Here is a 16,832-nt window from a genome sequence, read left to right on the forward strand (position 1 = left end):
CGCTGACCCATTGTTTCACCTGCTTCCGCACTCAGCCTCGCTCAAAGCCGCCCTGTTCTGAAGTCTGATGGCGGGCCGTCTGTTCTTCGGCCTGGCGACTGGCAATAAGATCCGCGCCGCGCTGCGCGAACGCCACGCCCTCGGCCGAGCGTGCGAACTCGCCCATCGCCCGACGCGTCGCGGCGTCGTCTCCCGCCAACACAGTCGCCAGAATGTCATTGAGGTGCCGATTGTCGAACGGCGCTGCCCCTGCAACGACCCGATGCGCGTCAACCTCCACGGTCTGTCGGGTTTCGGTCTGGGCAGAGGCTTCGGCGCGCAGCGCGGGCGCTCGCGGGTCGACCCGAAGCAACGTCGATCGATGTTCATCTTCATTGATGGTCAGCTCTACAGTGCCATCCGCGTTGCGCACCCTCGTGAGGTTTTCGGCATGAATACTTCGCCATTGACCGCCGATGAGCGCCTGGCCTTGGCCGCTGCGGTTCCAGTGCACGAAGTCATTGCCCGAAACATAGAAGCCGGCCTGTCGACTACCGCCTGCTTGCCGCGCTGGACTGCCCTCTGCGAGTGACGCCCCCTCGTCAAGGGCGCTGATGAATCGGCGGGACTGTTCGGGCGTCAGGAATAGCGAACGCACCGTGTCGTATTCAAAGCCCAAGTTCGGATTGGTCGCATTGGGCTGATGCGCAGCCACAGGCCCGATCAACGGGTTCGCCGAAAGATTGGCCCATGCCGTCGACAATGGGTTGGCGGCATCAGCGCCGCGCAACGCGTTGAGCACGCTGATTCCGCGAAGCGTGTTGTCCGCACCGCTCTCAAGATAGTCCGGATTGCCGTTTCGCTGATTGGGTAGAAAGGCGTCGATACCAGCTTTCACTTCTGCGGGAGACGTCAAGGCGCCGGCCTCTACCCGGTCCAGCAGCCCAGGCCATCGCCCGTGCCCCGCTTGGTTCTGCAGCTTCATGAACATGCCAGCCAGTTCTGCCTGTTCATCGCCGGTGGCGTTGCGATAAAGATCAGTACGCTGGAGCCGCTCCAGCGCCGAGTCACGATTGCCTACGACGGTATCAGTGGCTGTTACACGATCGACGTGCTGGGTATCCAGGCCGTGTACGAAGGTACGACCGTCATCCGATGCCAGGAAACGGTTGATCGAGGAGCGGTCGATGTCGGTCGCGTTCGTCGCGCGCATTTCGCGACCCGTACGCTGCAGCGACTCGAGGGTCGCGGCGTATCGATCCGGGGCAAGCTCGAGCGCCTCCCGATCAGGCTGGGTGGCTGCCCAGGTCTGATAATCCTCCAACAAATCGCGGGCGACGTCCGGATGCTGCCCCAGATCGATCTGCAACGTGCCGAACGAGTAGCCGCTATTGGCGACTGGCTCCATACGTCCGCCGGCTCTGACATTGCCGGCGAAGCTGAGACGATAGGCAACATCACGCCCTGCGATGCTGCCCTCCGAGGTGACGCCCACCGCAAAGTAGGCAGCTGCACGCAGTTCGTTTTCGGTGAGGAGTCTCGGATTGGCCATGATCCATCTCCCTATGGGTCATCGGTTACGGGTGTTCGGACAGACACGTCCGCATCCAGGGTTCCTGCTTCAAGGCGTCTCGCTCGGCTTGCGAAATGGTCACCGGCCGGTAGTCTGCGAAACATTCGCGATCGCCCCCTCCAAGATCGCTGAGCCTGCCGTCGCACAGCCGAAGCGGTCGGTCGATGCGCTGCCAACCATCAGAGCACTCGATGTCGGTTTCGGAACCCGGGCGGCCACACACATGCGTGCGTTTCGCCTCGATCGACGACGTGGCGCGCGCGATGACCCTACCCTCGTATTCCTTACCCGACGCGAAGTAGAACCAGGTTCCACAGATCCGTTCTCCGCGCTGCACCAGGACATAGCGGCTGCATGCGTCGGGCGACGACGGCCCCTCACAGGACGCCCAGGCGCCCATGAAGGGCCCGCCAGTTGACGCGGAGCTGGCATCAGTTGATGCCGAATGACCATTCACCGCACCGCTCCGAGCGACGCTCGGCATGTCCTCGCCCAACTCGGCTGCTGGCCCGGCGCATCCCACCAGGCCAAACAACGCGACTCCCCAGAAACCTCGCATCCGCATGCTCCATGCAATGGCGTTCAGACGCTACGCGCCGATCTTGACGGCCGCAACCGCCTTTTCTCCTGTTGGTGCGTATGGAAAGTCCGAACCGGCCGCCTTTATAGGCAACCTCGGAAAGCGAGCACGGCAAAGCAAGACGGCACGATTCCGCATCGACCGGCGGCAGGCGGATCGCATACCCGGCATGAGACGATTAATCGCCTCCGTCCCTTCAGTCGGAGAAGTCACCCAACGTCGCGTGAAACGCCGCGCCTTGGTCTCGGACAACGCCGACAGCATTTCGTCGAGCGGTCTGGACCGATCTTGATCCGGTGCGTTCATCACCAGATGCCCGATCCGTCGCCGCGCAGCAACATGTCGATGTCCATCGACGCGCGACGACCCGCCTTGCGGCCTGCGTGTGCTTGGCGCACCGTTGCAGCACGGCAGCCATGCTCCACCCGGCTGCAGACCGACGCCCGAAGCACCGTTTCGAGGGAGACAAACACCATGCAGATCGGAGTGATCGGCCTTGGCCGGATGGGCGGCAACATCGCGCGTCGACTGATGCGCGGTGGCCACGACGTCGTAGGCTTCGATCAGAACACGGCAGCCACCAGCGCGCTGGCCGACGAGGGCATCGCCGTCACCCGGTCGCTGGACGAGCTCGCCGCCCGACTGGAGGCGCCCCGTGTGTTCTGGATCATGCTGCCGGCGGGTGCCATCACCGAATCCACGATCGAAGCGCTGATCCCGCTGGCCGCGCCCGGCGACATCCTCATCGACGGCGGCAACACCTTCTACAAGGACGACATCCGCCGGGCCAGATCCTGCGCGCTGAAGCACCTCCACTATGTCGATGTCGGCACCTCGGGCGGCGTCTGGGGGCTGGAGCGCGGCTACTGCATGATGATCGGCGGCGAGAAACAGGTGGTCGAACGTCTCGATCCGATCTTCGACACGCTGGCACCGGGTCACGGCGAGTTGCTCCGCACCGGCGGTCGCACCGGCCCCATCAAACCGTCCGAGCGCGGTTACATCCACGCGGGACCCGCCGGCGCGGGCCACTTCGTCAAGATGGTCCACAACGGCATCGAGTACGGCCTGATGCAGGCCTACGCCGAGGGCTTCGACATCCTCAAGGGCAAGGCATCGGAGAAGCTGCCCGAGGAGGAGCGCTTCGAGATCGATCTGGCGGAGGTGGCGGAGGTCTGGCGGCGCGGCAGCGTGATCTCGTCCTGGCTGCTCGACCTGTGCGCGTCCGCCCTCGCCGACGATCCGCGTCTCTCCGATTTTTCGGGCAAGGTCTCCGATTCCGGCGAAGGCCAGTGGACGATCGACGCCGCGATGGAAGAGGCCGTGCCCGCCTACGTGCTGTCCGCCGCGCTGTTCGCCCGCTATCGCAGCCGTGTCGATACCACCTTCGGCGACCAGCTGCTGTCGGCGATGCGCTTCGGCTTCGGTGGGCATGTGGAGATGCCGCAGTGATCCGCAACGGTCCGCCGGCGCGCCACCACCGGCACGGTCACGCGTCGTCCACCGCCATCGCATCCGCAAGCGTGGGAAACAACGGCCGGAACCCCAGATCGTCGCGGATGCGGCGCCCGTCGAGCACCGCCGCGAATGCCTGCGCGCGCTCGGGGTCGCTGCCGTCGGGCGGCGGCTCGCCCACCGAAGCGAACAGCGTCGCCAGATCGGGAGTCGCGTCGTCCACGACGTTGTAGATGCGGTGCGCGGGCGACGGCGTGTCCAGCCACCGGCCCACGGCCTGTGCCACGTCGGCGTGGTGGCCGATCGACATCCGTTGCCCGGGCGGAAAGCGACGCATGAAGGGCACCACATCCTGGATGTGCGGATCCCCGTCGCCGTAGACGAACGGCAGCCGCAGGATGCCCACCTCCAGCCCGTCGATCTCCAGCAGCATCCGCTCGGCCGCCAGCTTGCTCTGCGGATAGGCGTCCACCGGGGCGCACGCGTCCTCCTCGTGCGCCGGGGCGCCGCCGTTCGGCCCGTAGACCAGGCCCGTACTCATGAAGAGGAACCGGGACACCGCCGCGTCGCGTGCGCTCAGCGCCAGGTGCCGCGTGCCCAGCTCGTTTACCGCATGCGCCTGCGCAGGCGTCGCGCCGCGAAAGAAGGCGGCGCAGTGCACCACCACGTCCGCATCCGCGACCGCGGCCGGCAGCGAGTCCGCATCCAGCAGATCGCCGGTCACGAGCGCGATGCCCTGCCCGGCGAGTTCCCCCGCGCGTGACGGCTCGCGCACCAGAGCACGCACGCGGTGTCCACGTGCCACCAGCCGCGTTGCAAGGCGGCTCCCTACTTTTCCGGTCGCGCCGGTCATCAGAACGTCCATGGAATGCACGGTAGCGCCCAGGCGCATCGCGGCATTGGAGAAATCGGACATCTCCTGCCGGCTTGCGCACGACGGACATCGGCCATAGAACGATGGCCATGCCTGCACATCCTGCACCGCTCGGCCGTCGTGCCCAGGTCCCCACGGGCGGCGCGCCCTGTCCGATCGTCGCAATGACGACGCGTCACTTCCGCCGCGACATGCAGCGCATCGCCGTGCCGCACGTCGAAGCGCAGCTGGTCGTCCGCCTCGGGCCGACGATTCCGGGCGGGCTCGACATCCATGCGCTGGGCGTGCGCCCCAAGGTCCAGCGCAAGTTCATCCGCGGCGGGCAGCACGCCGTGCTCGTCCGGCTGCAGCCGGGCACCTACGAACGGGCGCTCGGCGTCTCTGCCGGCGAGCTGACAGGGCGCATGGTTCCGCTCGAAGACCTGTGGTCGCGCACGCATGCACACGCACTGCAGGAGCAACTCGCCAGCGCCCCCGATACCGAGGCCGCATGCACACTGCTGAAGACGGCGATCTCGGCACACGCCGCGCGCACCACCAGCGCCCGCGCCCCCTCGCCGCTGCTGCAGGCCGCGCTGGACCTGTTGCAGGTCGCCAGCGTCACCCGGACGGCGCAGGCACTGGATATCAGCGAGCGGCAGCTGCGCCGGATCCTGCACGACGCCGTGGGCATCGGTCCGAAGACCGTCTCGCGCCTGGTGCGGTTCCAGCAGGCCGTGCGTGCGGCGCAGTCGGCGCGCGCGATCAACTGGTCGAACATCGCCGTCGATGCGGGCTATTACGACCAGGCCCACCTCATCGCCGAGTTCCGTGCCATCGCGGACAGCACCCCGCGGATGCTGATGACCGAATTGCGCTCCGCATGAAACAGGGCGCCGGTGCGCCGCCCATCCTGGACAGCGCATCGGCCTCGAAGCGGCACAAGCGAGCCTGGCATCGCGAGTTCCCCGTCATGTCCTGTCACTCGGCCAGCTTGCGCGCCGCCGCCTCGATGGCCTCCACTTGCATTGGATCATTGGGGGCGGCCACTGCAAGAAACTCCGCATACCTGCTTCGACATGGGCGCGCCGCGGCGTGTAGACGTCACGGACGTCACGCAGCCAACGGATGAGCGACGTCTGCCCCTCGAGCGCCATTCGCTGTAACGGAGTTCACGATTCGCTGCATCAGGCCCACACCGCTTGCGATATGCGAGCCCGCACCCGCAGTACACCGCCCCCGCTCGAGCCGGCGCTGCCGATGGCCGCCCGCGCCCGCGGCTCAGGTGCCGGCGGCAGGCACCAGGCCATGCGATGCATCCGCGCAGACCACCACGGCATCTTCGCCCGATGCGGCGCCCTCCACCTCCACCCGCATGCCGACGGCCATGGCCTCCACATCCACCGGCGCGGCCCGGCACAGGTTCCAGCGGGCCGGGAGCTGCACCTGCAGGCGCCCCCGGTCGGCGGTGTCCACCTGCACGACGGCGTTGCCGTCGTAGGTCCAGGGCTGGGTGTCGATGGACACAATGACGCCCGTGGTGCGCACGTCGCCCGCAGCGGTGCCGGCGGTGTCGCCCGTGCTCGTACACGCGGCAGCGAGCAGCGCCGTCGCGATCGCAAGCCCGCGGGCCATGCGGGTCGAATGACGGCGTAACGAATGCGGTGTTCCATTACGCATGGGCATCCCTCCTGATCAGGTGCGGGTCTTCTCGAGTCGCGCCTTCAGATCCGCGAACGGGTTGGACGTGGCCGCGGCCGGGGCGTCCTCTGCATTCCGGGCACTGACGCCGGTGTGGTCGAGCTGGCGGGAGTGCTCGTTGTCGTGGCAGTAGACGCACAGCAATTCCCAGTTGCTGCCGTCGGCCGGGTTGTCGTCGTGGTTGTGGTTGCGGTGATGCACCGTCAGTTCGCGCAGGTTGGCGCGGGTGAACTCGCGCGCGCAGCGGCCGCAGATCCACGGGTACATCGTCAGCGCACGCTCGCGATAGCCGGCATTGCGCTGCTCGGCGCTGCGCCGGGCCTCGGCGACGATGCGGTCGAGCTTGGTCTGGTCGATGGCGGGCATGGCCGGAGTCTAGCGGGATCCCGCATCCGCTCGCCCAACAGGTGGGGAACGCCCTGAGCCATCGCGCCTTGCGCGCGCTCGGCTCTGGCCCGCCCGGAATCGCGCATGCGCAAGCCGGCGCAAACACGGTCCCCTGCGGAAGACAAAGGGGCGTAGGATCAAAATTCGATTGAAAGAGCCGGGGCGGCCTGACTCACGTCATCGTGTCTGCGGCAATCCGCAATCGGATCGTCGCATTCGATCTGCGCGGCGTAAGTTGCAGGTGTGTGCCGAGAGGTGTGAGGCACAGCGCGCCAACGAAACGCCATCGAGCCGCCGGCCGATCGAATCGGGGAGTCCGCGCCATGCGTGACCGTCCAGGCGACACGGCCCCGAAGTTCGAGCTGCTCGCGCGCGAGATGGAACAACAGATCGCGGCCGGCGTGCTGCGCCCCGGGGATCGCCTTCCGTCCGTGCGCCAGGCCTGTGCCAGCCGGGGCTTGAGCCCGAGCACCGTGTTCAAGGCCTATTACCTGCTCGAATCGCGCGGCCTGGTGCGCGCCGCGTCTCGCTCCGGCTACTTCGTCGCGGCACGTCCCGGCGGCGCACGGCTGCCGGAGCCGCGAGCGTCCGAGCCTTCCGGATCAGGGCCCGTCCAGGTCAACGACCTGATCTACGCCTGCCTCGGTTCCGCGCGCGCACGCGATGTCGTGCCCTTCGGCTCCGCCTTCCCGAGCCCCACGCTCTATCCGCTCGAACGACTTCGCCGCGCGTTGATCTCGAGTACCCGGCGGCTCGATCCCTGGAGCACGGTCGAGGACCTGCCCCCGGGCAATCTGCCGCTCAAGCGCGAGATCGCGAAGCGCTACCTGCGCCAGGGCATGCAGGTGCCTGTGGACGAGATCGTGCTGACCCACGGCGCGATGGAGGCGCTGACCCTGTGCCTGCACGCGGTGGCGCGGCCGGGTGATGCGGTGGTGGTGGAATCGCCGACGTTCTACATCGCGCTGCAGGCGCTGCAGCGTCTCGGCATGCAGGCCATCGAAGTGCCGACCGACATGCACGAAGGCATCGACCTCGGCCGCCTCGCCGAGGTGATCGAACGCCATCGCCCGAAGGCCTGCTGGCTGATGACGAACTTCCAGAACCCGCTCGGCAGCCTGATGCCGGAGGCGAAGAAGCGTGACCTCGTCGACCTGCTCGCCCGTCACGACATCCCGTTGATCGAAGACGACGTCTACGCCGAGCTCTATGCGGGCAATGTCGCGCCGCTGCCGGCCAAGGCCTTCGACCGTCGCGGGCTGGTGCTGCACTGCTCGTCGTTTTCGAAGTGCCTGGCGCCTGGCTACCGGGTCGGCTGGGCGGCGCCGGGCCGGCTGACCCGCGAGGTCGAGCGCTTGAAGCTCATGACCAGCCTGTCGGGCTCGATCCCGGTGCAGGCGGCGCTGGCCGAGTACCTGCAGGAAGGCGGCTACGACCGCCACCTGCGCGGCCTGCGCGCATCACTGCAGGCGCAGCGCGACAGCCTGTTCGACGCCGTCAACCGGCTGTTTCCCGCCGGCACGCGGGTGCTGCGGCCGGCCGGCGGCTACTTCGTGTGGGTGGAGCTGCCTGCGGGTGTCGATGCGATGGCGCTACACCGGGCCGCGATGGCGGAACGCATCAGCCTGGCGCCCGGGCCGATGTTCTCCGCGCTCGGTGAGTTCCGGCACCACATCCGGCTCACCTGCGGCCAGCGCTGGGACGAGACACGCGAGCGCGCCATGCACACGCTGGCACGGCTGGTCGATGAAGCGCCGCGTGTCCAGGCGTCGGCGGCCGCGCCAATCTGATCCGGTGATGCAGACGCGCAACTGCGCGCACTGGCGCCGTGAAGGCCAGCGCAGAGTGCGCGCATGTCCAGGCCCCCGTCCTCAACGAAGCCGCATCGCGATGCCGTGCCGACGCGGATGGCGGGCAGCTGCACGCCCCACGGCCCGCAGATGGCACTGCACGAAGTGCTCGACCGGCTTGGCCCGTGCATCTTCGCCGGCCTGCTCGACACCGAGGGCAGGCTGCACTACGCCAACGAGGCGGCGTTGCACGCCGTCGGCTGCACGCCCGAGCAGGTGCTCGGCGAGCGCTTCGACACGACCCCGTGGTGGCAGGCGTGCGAACAGTCGCAACGACAGCTGCAGCTGGCAATCGCCAGCGCCGCGCGGGGCGAGGCGTCGCGCTTCGACGTGCGCATCGCCACGCGCAACGGCCCTCCGCTGGCCATGGATTTCTCGCTGCTGCCGCTCTACGACCTGGACGGGCGGGTGGTCTGGCTGATTCCGTCGGCGCGTGATGTGAGCGAACGCGACCAGGCGCAGCACCAGCTGCTGCTCACCCGCCACGCCGTCGAACAGGCCAACGACGCCTTGCTGCAGGTCGGGCCCGACGGCGCTTTCCGCGATGCCAACGCCTCGGCGTGCCGGCTGCTGGGCCTGGAGCGGGACGAACTGCTGCGGCTGCGCGTGTCCGACATCGACACCCAGGTGGATGCCACGCAGTGGCTGCAGCGCTGGCGCGACCTGTACGACAGCGGTTCGCTGCGGTTCGAGACCAGCGTGCACCATCACGACGGCCACGAGATTCCGGTCGATGTGTCGATCAGCCTGGTGACCAGCGGCGACACCTCGTTCGCCCACGTCTGCATGGACGACCTGCGCGAACGCCGCGCCGCCGAACGCCGCATCCACCAGCTGCTGCAGTTCGACGAACTGACCGGACTGCCGAACCGGCAACTGCTGCTCGAACGGCTGGACGCGATGCTGCAGGCCGGTACGCAGAGCGCGGTGCTGGTCCTGGCGCTCGATCGTTTCAAGCGCATCAACGACGGCCTCGGCACGGCGGTCGGCGACGCGGTGCTGCGAGACGTGGCACAGCGCGTGACCTCGACCGTGCGCAACATCGATCTGGTGGCCCGGCGCGGCGACGACGAGTTCGTGGTGGTACTGGCCGCCGGCCCGGACGATGCGCCGCACCTGGCCCATGCGCTGCTCGAGAGCATCGCCCGGCCGATGCACATCGACGGGCACGAGATCCATGTCACCTGCAGCATCGGCCTGGCCATGACACCGGCCGAAGGCGAACGCGCCGAGACCCTGCTGCGCCGTGCCAACGCCGCGTTGCATCACGCCAAGCGGCTGGGCCGCAACCAGATCAACGTCTACGCCGGCGCGCCGGACGATTACGACCCGGAGCGCCTGGCATTGGAGAACGCGCTGCGCCAGGCCCTGCGCGACGAACAGCTCGAACTGCACTACCAGCCGCAGGTCGACCTGGCACAGGGCCGCATCGTCGGTGTCGAAGCCCTGCTGCGCTGGCAGCACCCCACGCTGGGCCGCATCCCGCCGGCCCGCTTCATTCCGATCGCCGAAGAAACCGGCCTGATCGTGCCCATCGGCGACTGGGTCCTGCGCCGCGCCATCGAGCAGGCGGCGGACTGGCAGCGCGCCGGCCTGCCGCCGGTACGCGTGGCCGTCAACCTGTCGGCCCGTCAGCTGCTGCAGCCCGACCTCGCGCGCCGCATCGAGCAGATGCTCGCCAGCGCCGGCCTCGATCCACAGTTGCTCGGCGTCGAAGTCACCGAAAGCATGTTGATCGCCAACTTCGACCAGGCCGTGCAACACCTCGAGGCGCTGCGGGCGCTGGGCGTCGAGATCTCGCTCGACGACTTCGGCACCGGCTACTCCAGCCTGAGCTATCTGCGACGGCTGCCGGTGGACCTGATCAAGATCGACCGCTCGCTGGTGCCCGACGTGACCGCGCCGGCGGACGACGTCTCGATCACCCGCGCCATCATCACCATGGCGCACCAGCTGCGCATGCGGGTGCTCGCCGAAGGCGTGGAATGTGAAGGCCAGGCGGCACTGCTGGCCAGCCACCAGTGCGACCAGATCCAGGGCTACTGGTGCAGTGCCGCGGTGCCCGCAGCCGCGCTTGAAGCGATGCTGCGCGACGGCCGAGATATCGGCGATGCCTGCCTGCGGCTATCCGCCTGTACGGACGCGCAGGCCCAGACGAGATAGAAGCGCAGCGAACTGCGGACGAAGACCATCAGAACGGGTCCAACCCTCTAGATTCGAAAGCCAGCGCGGTGCGCGTGCTCCGCTCACCGGGTTCGATCCAGTCAGCGAGCCCCCTCAGCAACCGGTCGCTCGATCGAAGCTGCGAGGCGCGTGCATTGCAGCACCATGACCCGGCGACGCACCGCACATGGCGCTACCGCGGATGCGTGAACCCGACGCCGTTATTGCGCAGCCAGTTTCCGCGCCAGCACCGTGCGCCACCGGCCGCCGCGCCCGTCGATGGTGTCGTCCCATGCGACCGAGCACCCGGCCTGCGCGAGTTGCGCATCGAGCGCGGCCGGCGGCCATCGCACCACCACATAGTCGCCATCAGCGCCGTGCTCCTGGTCCTCGCCATCGCCCTCCGGATACATCAGCAACAGCGGGCTGCCCGGTTCCAGGGCTTCCACCAGCGTGCACAGCGCCCCGCCGAGCTCCGTGCGCTCGAAATGCTGTAGCACGCAGAGCATCATCGCGCCGCCGTAGCGCGCGGTGATCGGATCCGACAACAGGTCGAGACGATCGCAGCGCTTGCCGCGCTCCGCCTGCAGCGTGCAGAAGGCGTCGGTCACGTCGGTGCGATGCACCGCGATGCCCAGCGCCTCGAGCGCATCGGCATCCCAGCCCGGGCCCGAGCCGATCTCCAGAACGCGCGCGCCGGGCGTGACCGCCGCGGCCAGTCGTCGAAGCGCGTCGGCACTGGCCGACGGTCTGCCCGCCACCGTGGCCACGTACTCACGCGCGGAGTGCTCGTACGCCGCGACAGTGCGTCGGTTGTTGCTGCGGGCGTGCTCCGACATCAGCGGGTGTCCACCAGACTCGGCGGCACATCGTGTGCCAACCTTCGGAACTGACCGTAGCGCCGCTCTTGTCCTCAAGCGCGTGTCGCCGGCCCGCACGCTCAACAGCGCCAGGCGCTAGTGCCTGGGCGCCGCCGTTTGAATCAATTCTCGCGCTTTGCCGAGGCGCGGCTTTCCGCGAACTCCGGGAAGGTCTCCGCCATCGAATCCTTGTCCGGCAGGATGTAGAACACGCCGCCCTTCTCGAACGTCGAACGGACGACCTGCTCGTAGAACGCGGGCGCGACGTTGATGCAGCCGTGGGTGACGCGGTTGTCGTCCGGCGTGGGCGATGCCAGGCGTTCATCGCGCCGCTCGGCCGGAAGGCCGGCGGCCGTCGGGTGCAACGAGACCGCCGAATCGTAGTCCACCCAGAGCACGCGCCCCGCGTCGATCGAGGGACCGTAGCCGCCCACGAAGCGGCCGGCCGGCGTGGTGCGATCCCGCCCCGGAATCTCGCGCAGCGCAAGACCGGCAATGCCCGGCGCCGCATGGTCGCCGACCGCAGAACCGAACAGCCCGGGCGCTGCGCCCCGCAGCTTGCCGTCGCCGCCGAACACCAGCACCTGCGCGGCGGCCTTGTCGATCACCGCGAACGGATAGCCGTGGTTGTCATTGGCGGCGATGACCCAGCCCGCAAGCTCGATCACCGTGTCGGACACGTCCTGTCCGGGCGGAAGCTGGTCGACCGAAGCGACCGATGGCGTCGCGGGCTCCTCGGCCATGGCCACGCCCACGCTGGCGGATGCCAACGCGAGCAGCAGCGCACCGTGGACGACCCGCATCGCAGCGTGTGGGGACCTGGCGATGGGAACACTCCTCAAAAAAACGGATGACACACCGGGACCCGCGGCCGGCAGGCCAGCGGGTCCCGGTCCGATCAGATCAACCGCGCGGCGTACGACGCGGCGCCGTTTCCAGCTGCTGGACGCGACGTTCCATCTGATCCAGGCGCTGATTGGCCTGCGTCGCGGACTGGTTGGCGGATTCCGCGCTCTGGGCGGCGCCCTGCACCCGCGTGTCGAGCGTATCCAGGCGCGAGTCGATGCGTGCGAAGTCGTCCTTGTAGGTGGCACAGCCACCAAGGCCCACGGCCGCGACCAGCGCCACGCCGAACATCTGTGCCGTCTTCTTATGCTGTTGGATGAGCGACATTTCAGTTCTCCTGCTTCGGGGGAGTCCGGAATATAGCGGCGTTTTTGCCGCGGATTCCGCGCGTCTTCAGGCGAAATTGGAGTACGTGGACGAGATGTGAAATTCGCCTGATGACTGACCTAGGGCGTCCCCTAGATGCTGGAAACAACGCTGTGTGCTGTATCTATCGGACACGTCGGGAGAGATGCGCCACCCGCTTCACCGACGCACGCCACGTTTTCTGATCGACTGACGTCGCTACTGGGGCGAGGGCTCCTGGATACGTGCATCGGGCGCCGCCAACTGCCAATACGGTCGCTTGCCCGCGCCTCGTCCTTGCAAGCGCGACGCACCAGACGGGAGCGTTCAGCGCTTTGCCGGTCCTGAAGGACGATCCAGGCGCGCCAATATCTCTGTCGCCTGGAACACGCGTCCCCATTGCCGCTCGTTGACCAAGCTGACGATGCCGTCCGCAAGCAGATTGTTGAGCGCGGCGTTGGCCGCCGGCTGCGAGACACCCAGTCCTTCGACGGCCTGCTGCACCGACAGCACGGGATGGCCCAGCAGGAACCGGGGCAGCCGGCGCGTGGCGGAATGCGCGCGATAACGACCGAGTTGCTGTTCCCAGCGCTCGGCAATGGCGATCAGATCTTGGCCGATGGCGATCGATTCGTCGCAAGCCTCCACAACGCTTGCGGTCAGCAATTCGATCCATGGCCGCCAGTCGCCCTGCAACTGCACAGCCGCCAGTGCCTCGTAGTAGGCCGTCTTGGCGCGCAGCAATGCACCGGACAAATACAGCGGCGGATAGCCCTCGGCCGCGAGCAGCAACGGCATCAGCAATCGACCGGTGCGCCCGTTCCCGTCGTGGTACGGGTGGATGGTCTCGAACTGGGCATGGGCGATCGCCAACTGCGCCACCAGAGAAAGCGCGCCCTGTTCGTCGTCGCGCGGCGCGTACTGCAGGATGCTGGCGTCCATTTCCTCCATGCAGGCCTGGATATGTGCAGGCGGCGCGGGCACGAACGTCGCGTCTTCGATTCGCCCACTGGAGCCGATCCAGACCTGCTCCGTCCGCCAGGCGCCCACGGGGAACACGCCCGCCTCGTCCTGCATCAGCTCCGTGTGCAATTCGTGGATGAGCCGAAGATCCAGCGCCCGGCGCCCCTCTTGGCCGATACGCGCGAGACCATGCTGCAGAGCGGTCACGTAACGCTCGGTCACCTGCACATCCGGCGGCATGCCGGCCGCGCCCCGGGTGGCCTCATAGGTCAGCAACTGCGAGAGATTGGTCTGGGTGCCCTCGATCTGGGAACTGCGCACGGCTTCCCGCCTCGCCAGCGTGCGGGTCACCATGTCCGCGTTGGGAAGATGGGCCATCACGCCCTGCAATCGCCCCAATGCGGCGTGCGCCGCGGCGAACTGCGCATGATTGCGCGCGCCATCCGGTACGTTGCGAGGGGTCGGCGGTGCGACCAGAGCGTGCACATGCGGATGGCCCGGCACCGGCACCAGGCAGGAACGCCGCTCGGCAGCAATTTGATTCCGACGCATGCGATGCCCTTCGGAGTGAACCTTCTAAAGACTCGAGCTTACTAGAAGGAAGACACAGAAACCTTATAAAGACTCAGGCGCTTTATAAGGTTTGACAGGTCTGCAACGGTCGAGTCCGAAGGAGCCGAGGGCGGAACGGGGGCGGAACGGGGTCAGGTTCACTTCCCCGACGCGCCAATCATTCGGGGGCGGAACGGGGTCAGGTTCACTTCCCCGACGCGCCAATCATTCGACCGGCCATACCTCTGCAGACTCCACCGATGCGCGCGCCGCGTCCGGAGCGGCACGCTGCGTCTAATGGCTCGCCTGCCCCGACTCGACCTGCCCGGCGTTCCGCAGCACATCGTGCAGCGCGGCAACAATCGCCTGCCATGTTTCCTGGACGACGGTGACCGCCTGCGCTATCTGCAGGCACTACAGGAGGCGCTGATGGCGACCGGCGTGCAACTGCATGCCTACGTCCTGATGGACAACCACGTGCATCTGTTGGCCACGCCGGTCGCAGCTGGCGATATCGGACGACTCATGCAGCGGCTCGGACGCCAGTACGTCGGCCTGTTCAATGCCCGCCACCGTCGCACCGGCACCCTTTGGGAGGGCCGCTACAAGTCGTGCCTGGTCGATAGCGAACATTACGTGCTGACCTGCCAGCGCTACATCGAACTCAATCCGGTACGTGCCCGCATCACTGACGATGCGGCCGCCTGGCGCTGGTCCAGTTGTGCCGCCCATCTGGGAGAACGCAAAGGATCGATGCTGACGCCCCACCCGGCCTGGCTGGCACTCGATGCCGACCCGGCAGTGCGCACACGCCGCTGGCGGCACATGCTCGACGAAGCCGTGACCGGAGAAGACCTCACCGCGATTCGCGAGTACCTGCAACAGCAGCGCGCCTGGGGCCGCGACGACTTCCGCGCCATGGTCGAAGCCAAGACCAGACGCTTCGCTGGCGTGCGCCCTGCGCATCGACCGAGCAAGGCGGATAAGTGAACCTGACCCGGTTATCCGCGGCACGGACACCAGCGCGCCCAGCCGGCACCCTCAGGCAGCGACCACGTTCATGCCATCGTAGTCGGCGATCTCGAACTGCTCGGCGATGGCGTAAAGCGCTTCAACCCGTGCCTGCAGCGATTCCGGGGTGTGCTGCTCCAGCTTGTCCACCTGCAGGTAGAAGAACGGATCCTCTTCGTCGACCGGCTCGGTGACGCCGACCACCGTATAGCCCAGCGACTCCATGTGCTGCGCCACCGGAAGCAGCGCATCGCCATCCTCGTCGACGAAGAAGAACGACCAGCGGCAGACCTCGTCGATGCTCCAGTTCTTGCCCGCCTCGATGTTCTTCTGCCGCGTGTCGGAGAAGAACGCCTGCATCATTTCCACTGTAATCATGAATCCGGGCACCGCTTGCTGGCGCCTGGATCTGGCGCAGGGCGAGTATCGGGCATCGGCTGCCGCCTGCCTACCGGGGACGTAACGGGTAACGGGGTCCACTTACGGGCTCGTAACCGGTTCAGGCTCACCGCCCCTGCAAGCCCGGCAAACGAGGCTGACTCGCGACCGACCCGGTAAGTGAACCTGACCCCGTTAGCCTCCGTTCTTGGCTAAAACTTCCGTCGCCCAAGCTGCGCGACAATCCCTCGCGCTCGCCGGGACACTGGCACCACCGGCCCTTCTTTTCTTCAAAAGATCCGCAAAAATGCCACTTTGCCCCCCCCTGTTCCCTGCTTTTCTTATTAGCCACGCAAAACGTCGACCCGCAGAGAAAGCTGGGAGTTCAACTCGACGTCCTCTACGAACTGATCCCATGTGCTGCGCTCAACGCGCTTGGCGCAGTACACCGACGCCATACGCAGGAAAACGCTAGCGACCTTAGTTAGATCCATGAGGAACTGCTCGATCTGAGGACTTCTATCCTCCCCGTAGGACAAAAACAGGGAATCTCTGTAGTTTGCTTTCCCATGGTAACGATAGGCTTGCACAAGAAAATTGACTTCCCCGCGAGAGAGGTGAAGGTCTCTCAAATCTCGTGCAGCCTTGGTCCGGAAATTGTCCACGCCCAGCGCTTCAAACTCACTAGATCGCTTGACCTGCTCTTCGATCTTCCATCTCTCGAAATCAGCCGTGCCGTTGAGATAGGAAACAAGCCCGCCCCAAGCTTGGTCTTCATCCTCTGGCGGACTATTTAAATCGAAGGAATTAGAGCCTCTGTATAAAGCGATCTGAGAATCGCAGGCAACCCCCACCAAGCTGGTGAGCGCTAGTCCGAACGGCCTCAACACCATTCCCGAGCGCACGATGTCGGCCTGCCACGCACGTGCCGTGCCCATATGAGATTCCTGCGACTCACCAGAGGCGGCGGCGACCATCCCCTTCGCAGCGAAATGCAGCACGTAATACCAGGCCATCACTGAGGTTCGACATGCATCGTAGCCCTGCCGCACGTCGTTGCTGATCGCTGACAAAGCCGCGAGTTGATTGAAAGACATAAAAATGCTTTCAAATACAGCAGTGTCCGCCGCTGCATTGTCAGGCCTACGTGGAACGTCTTGGTACAGGGCTTCTATAGCCTCCTCGCTACAGTCGTCACTTGCTACGCTAACGGCGAGCGCGCGCATCCAGTTGACTGTCCCTTGGAACGCAAAGCGCGGCCTTGACTGATCAGCAACATTAAATAGCCTCGAAAGCAGCCACTTAGGCATAAATGATCCCCATATGTTCGAACTAC

At 66.5% G+C, this 16,832-nt stretch carries 15 protein-coding genes; 5 read left to right on the forward strand and 10 right to left on the reverse strand.

Translation table 11 applies throughout. The annotated features are described in order from the left end of the window. Nucleotides 1–31: 31 nt before the first annotated feature. Entirely contained in the window at nucleotides 32–1,531 is a 1,500-nt protein-coding gene (locus ACF3M1_RS09885; protein WP_394000204.1) for a hypothetical protein, read from the reverse strand. A gap of 1,075 nt (nucleotides 1,532–2,606) precedes the next feature. Between ACF3M1_RS09885 and gnd the strand changes: the two genes are divergently transcribed. Then, the gene (gnd, locus tag ACF3M1_RS09890; protein ID WP_394005233.1) at nucleotides 2,607–3,584 is read left to right on the forward strand and encodes a phosphogluconate dehydrogenase (NAD(+)-dependent, decarboxylating); all 978 of its coding nucleotides are present in this window, start codon (nucleotides 2,607–2,609) and stop codon (nucleotides 3,582–3,584) included. A 37-nt stretch (nucleotides 3,585–3,621) separates the two neighbouring features. Here gnd and ACF3M1_RS09895 read toward each other — a convergent pair whose 3' ends face one another. Then, a complete protein-coding gene (locus ACF3M1_RS09895) occupies nucleotides 3,622–4,440 on the reverse strand; it encodes an NAD-dependent epimerase/dehydratase family protein (protein ID WP_394000206.1) in 819 nt (272 codons plus the stop codon). 74 nt (nucleotides 4,441–4,514) lie between these two features. On the opposite strand from ACF3M1_RS09895, the gene ACF3M1_RS09900 reads away from it, so the two are divergent. Then, nucleotides 4,515–5,327: a helix-turn-helix domain-containing protein gene (locus tag ACF3M1_RS09900; RefSeq protein WP_394000208.1), complete on the forward strand. Its 813-nt coding sequence runs from the start codon at nucleotides 4,515–4,517 to the stop codon at nucleotides 5,325–5,327. A gap of 394 nt (nucleotides 5,328–5,721) precedes the next feature. On the opposite strand, the gene ACF3M1_RS09905 is transcribed toward ACF3M1_RS09900, so the two are convergent. Then, nucleotides 5,722–6,075, reverse strand: a complete 354-nt coding sequence (locus ACF3M1_RS09905) for a hypothetical protein (RefSeq protein ID WP_394000210.1) — start codon at nucleotides 6,073–6,075, stop codon at nucleotides 5,722–5,724. 60 nt (nucleotides 6,076–6,135) lie between these two features. After that, nucleotides 6,136–6,507, reverse strand: coding sequence for a YajD family HNH nuclease (locus tag ACF3M1_RS09910; RefSeq protein WP_394000212.1), 372 nt, complete (start codon nucleotides 6,505–6,507; stop codon nucleotides 6,136–6,138). A gap of 344 nt (nucleotides 6,508–6,851) precedes the next feature. Between ACF3M1_RS09910 and ACF3M1_RS09915 the strand changes: the two genes are divergently transcribed. Together ACF3M1_RS09915 and ACF3M1_RS09920 are read left to right on the forward strand one after the other, a co-directional pair. Continuing rightward, on the forward strand, nucleotides 6,852–8,318 hold the full coding sequence (locus tag ACF3M1_RS09915; RefSeq protein ID WP_394000214.1) for a PLP-dependent aminotransferase family protein: 1,467 nt from the start codon (nucleotides 6,852–6,854) through the stop codon (nucleotides 8,316–8,318). Between the two features lie 63 nt (nucleotides 8,319–8,381). Beyond that, nucleotides 8,382–10,541 carry a putative bifunctional diguanylate cyclase/phosphodiesterase gene (locus tag ACF3M1_RS09920; protein ID WP_394000215.1) on the forward strand — a complete coding sequence of 720 codons (2,160 nt, stop codon included), beginning with the start codon at nucleotides 8,382–8,384 and terminating at the stop codon, nucleotides 10,539–10,541. Between the two features lie 221 nt (nucleotides 10,542–10,762). Here ACF3M1_RS09920 and ACF3M1_RS09925 read toward each other — a convergent pair whose 3' ends face one another. The 4 genes from ACF3M1_RS09925 to ACF3M1_RS09940 all read right to left on the reverse strand — a co-directional run bounded on the left by ACF3M1_RS09925 (nucleotide 10,763) and on the right by ACF3M1_RS09940 (nucleotide 14,107). Continuing rightward, a complete protein-coding gene (locus ACF3M1_RS09925; protein WP_394000217.1) occupies nucleotides 10,763–11,380 on the reverse strand; it encodes a methyltransferase domain-containing protein in 618 nt (205 codons plus the stop codon). A 143-nt stretch (nucleotides 11,381–11,523) separates the two neighbouring features. Beyond that, nucleotides 11,524–12,204: a hypothetical protein gene (locus tag ACF3M1_RS09930; RefSeq protein WP_394000219.1), complete on the reverse strand. Its 681-nt coding sequence runs from the start codon at nucleotides 12,202–12,204 to the stop codon at nucleotides 11,524–11,526. Nucleotides 12,205–12,304: 100 nt separating this feature from the next. After that, nucleotides 12,305–12,574, reverse strand: coding sequence for a hypothetical protein (locus tag ACF3M1_RS09935; RefSeq protein ID WP_394000221.1), 270 nt, complete (start codon nucleotides 12,572–12,574; stop codon nucleotides 12,305–12,307). A gap of 345 nt (nucleotides 12,575–12,919) precedes the next feature. Continuing rightward, nucleotides 12,920–14,107: a Fic family protein gene (locus tag ACF3M1_RS09940; RefSeq protein WP_394000223.1), complete on the reverse strand. Its 1,188-nt coding sequence runs from the start codon at nucleotides 14,105–14,107 to the stop codon at nucleotides 12,920–12,922. 297 nt (nucleotides 14,108–14,404) lie between these two features. On the opposite strand from ACF3M1_RS09940, the gene ACF3M1_RS09945 reads away from it, so the two are divergent. Further along, entirely contained in the window at nucleotides 14,405–15,097 is a 693-nt protein-coding gene (locus ACF3M1_RS09945; RefSeq protein ID WP_394000224.1) for a transposase, read from the forward strand. A gap of 51 nt (nucleotides 15,098–15,148) precedes the next feature. Here ACF3M1_RS09945 and ACF3M1_RS09950 read toward each other — a convergent pair whose 3' ends face one another. Together ACF3M1_RS09950 and ACF3M1_RS09955 are read right to left on the reverse strand one after the other, a co-directional pair. Beyond that, complete coding sequence (locus ACF3M1_RS09950) at nucleotides 15,149–15,496, reverse strand: ribonuclease E inhibitor RraB (RefSeq protein WP_394000226.1); 348 nt, start codon at nucleotides 15,494–15,496, stop codon at nucleotides 15,149–15,151. A gap of 344 nt (nucleotides 15,497–15,840) precedes the next feature. Further along, nucleotides 15,841–16,806: a hypothetical protein gene (locus tag ACF3M1_RS09955; protein WP_394000228.1), complete on the reverse strand. Its 966-nt coding sequence runs from the start codon at nucleotides 16,804–16,806 to the stop codon at nucleotides 15,841–15,843. Between the last annotated feature and the right edge of the window lie 26 nt (nucleotides 16,807–16,832).

It is taken from the genome of Luteimonas sp. WGS1318 (genome assembly GCF_043187535.1).
Lineage (GTDB): Bacteria > Pseudomonadota > Gammaproteobacteria > Xanthomonadales > Xanthomonadaceae > Luteimonas.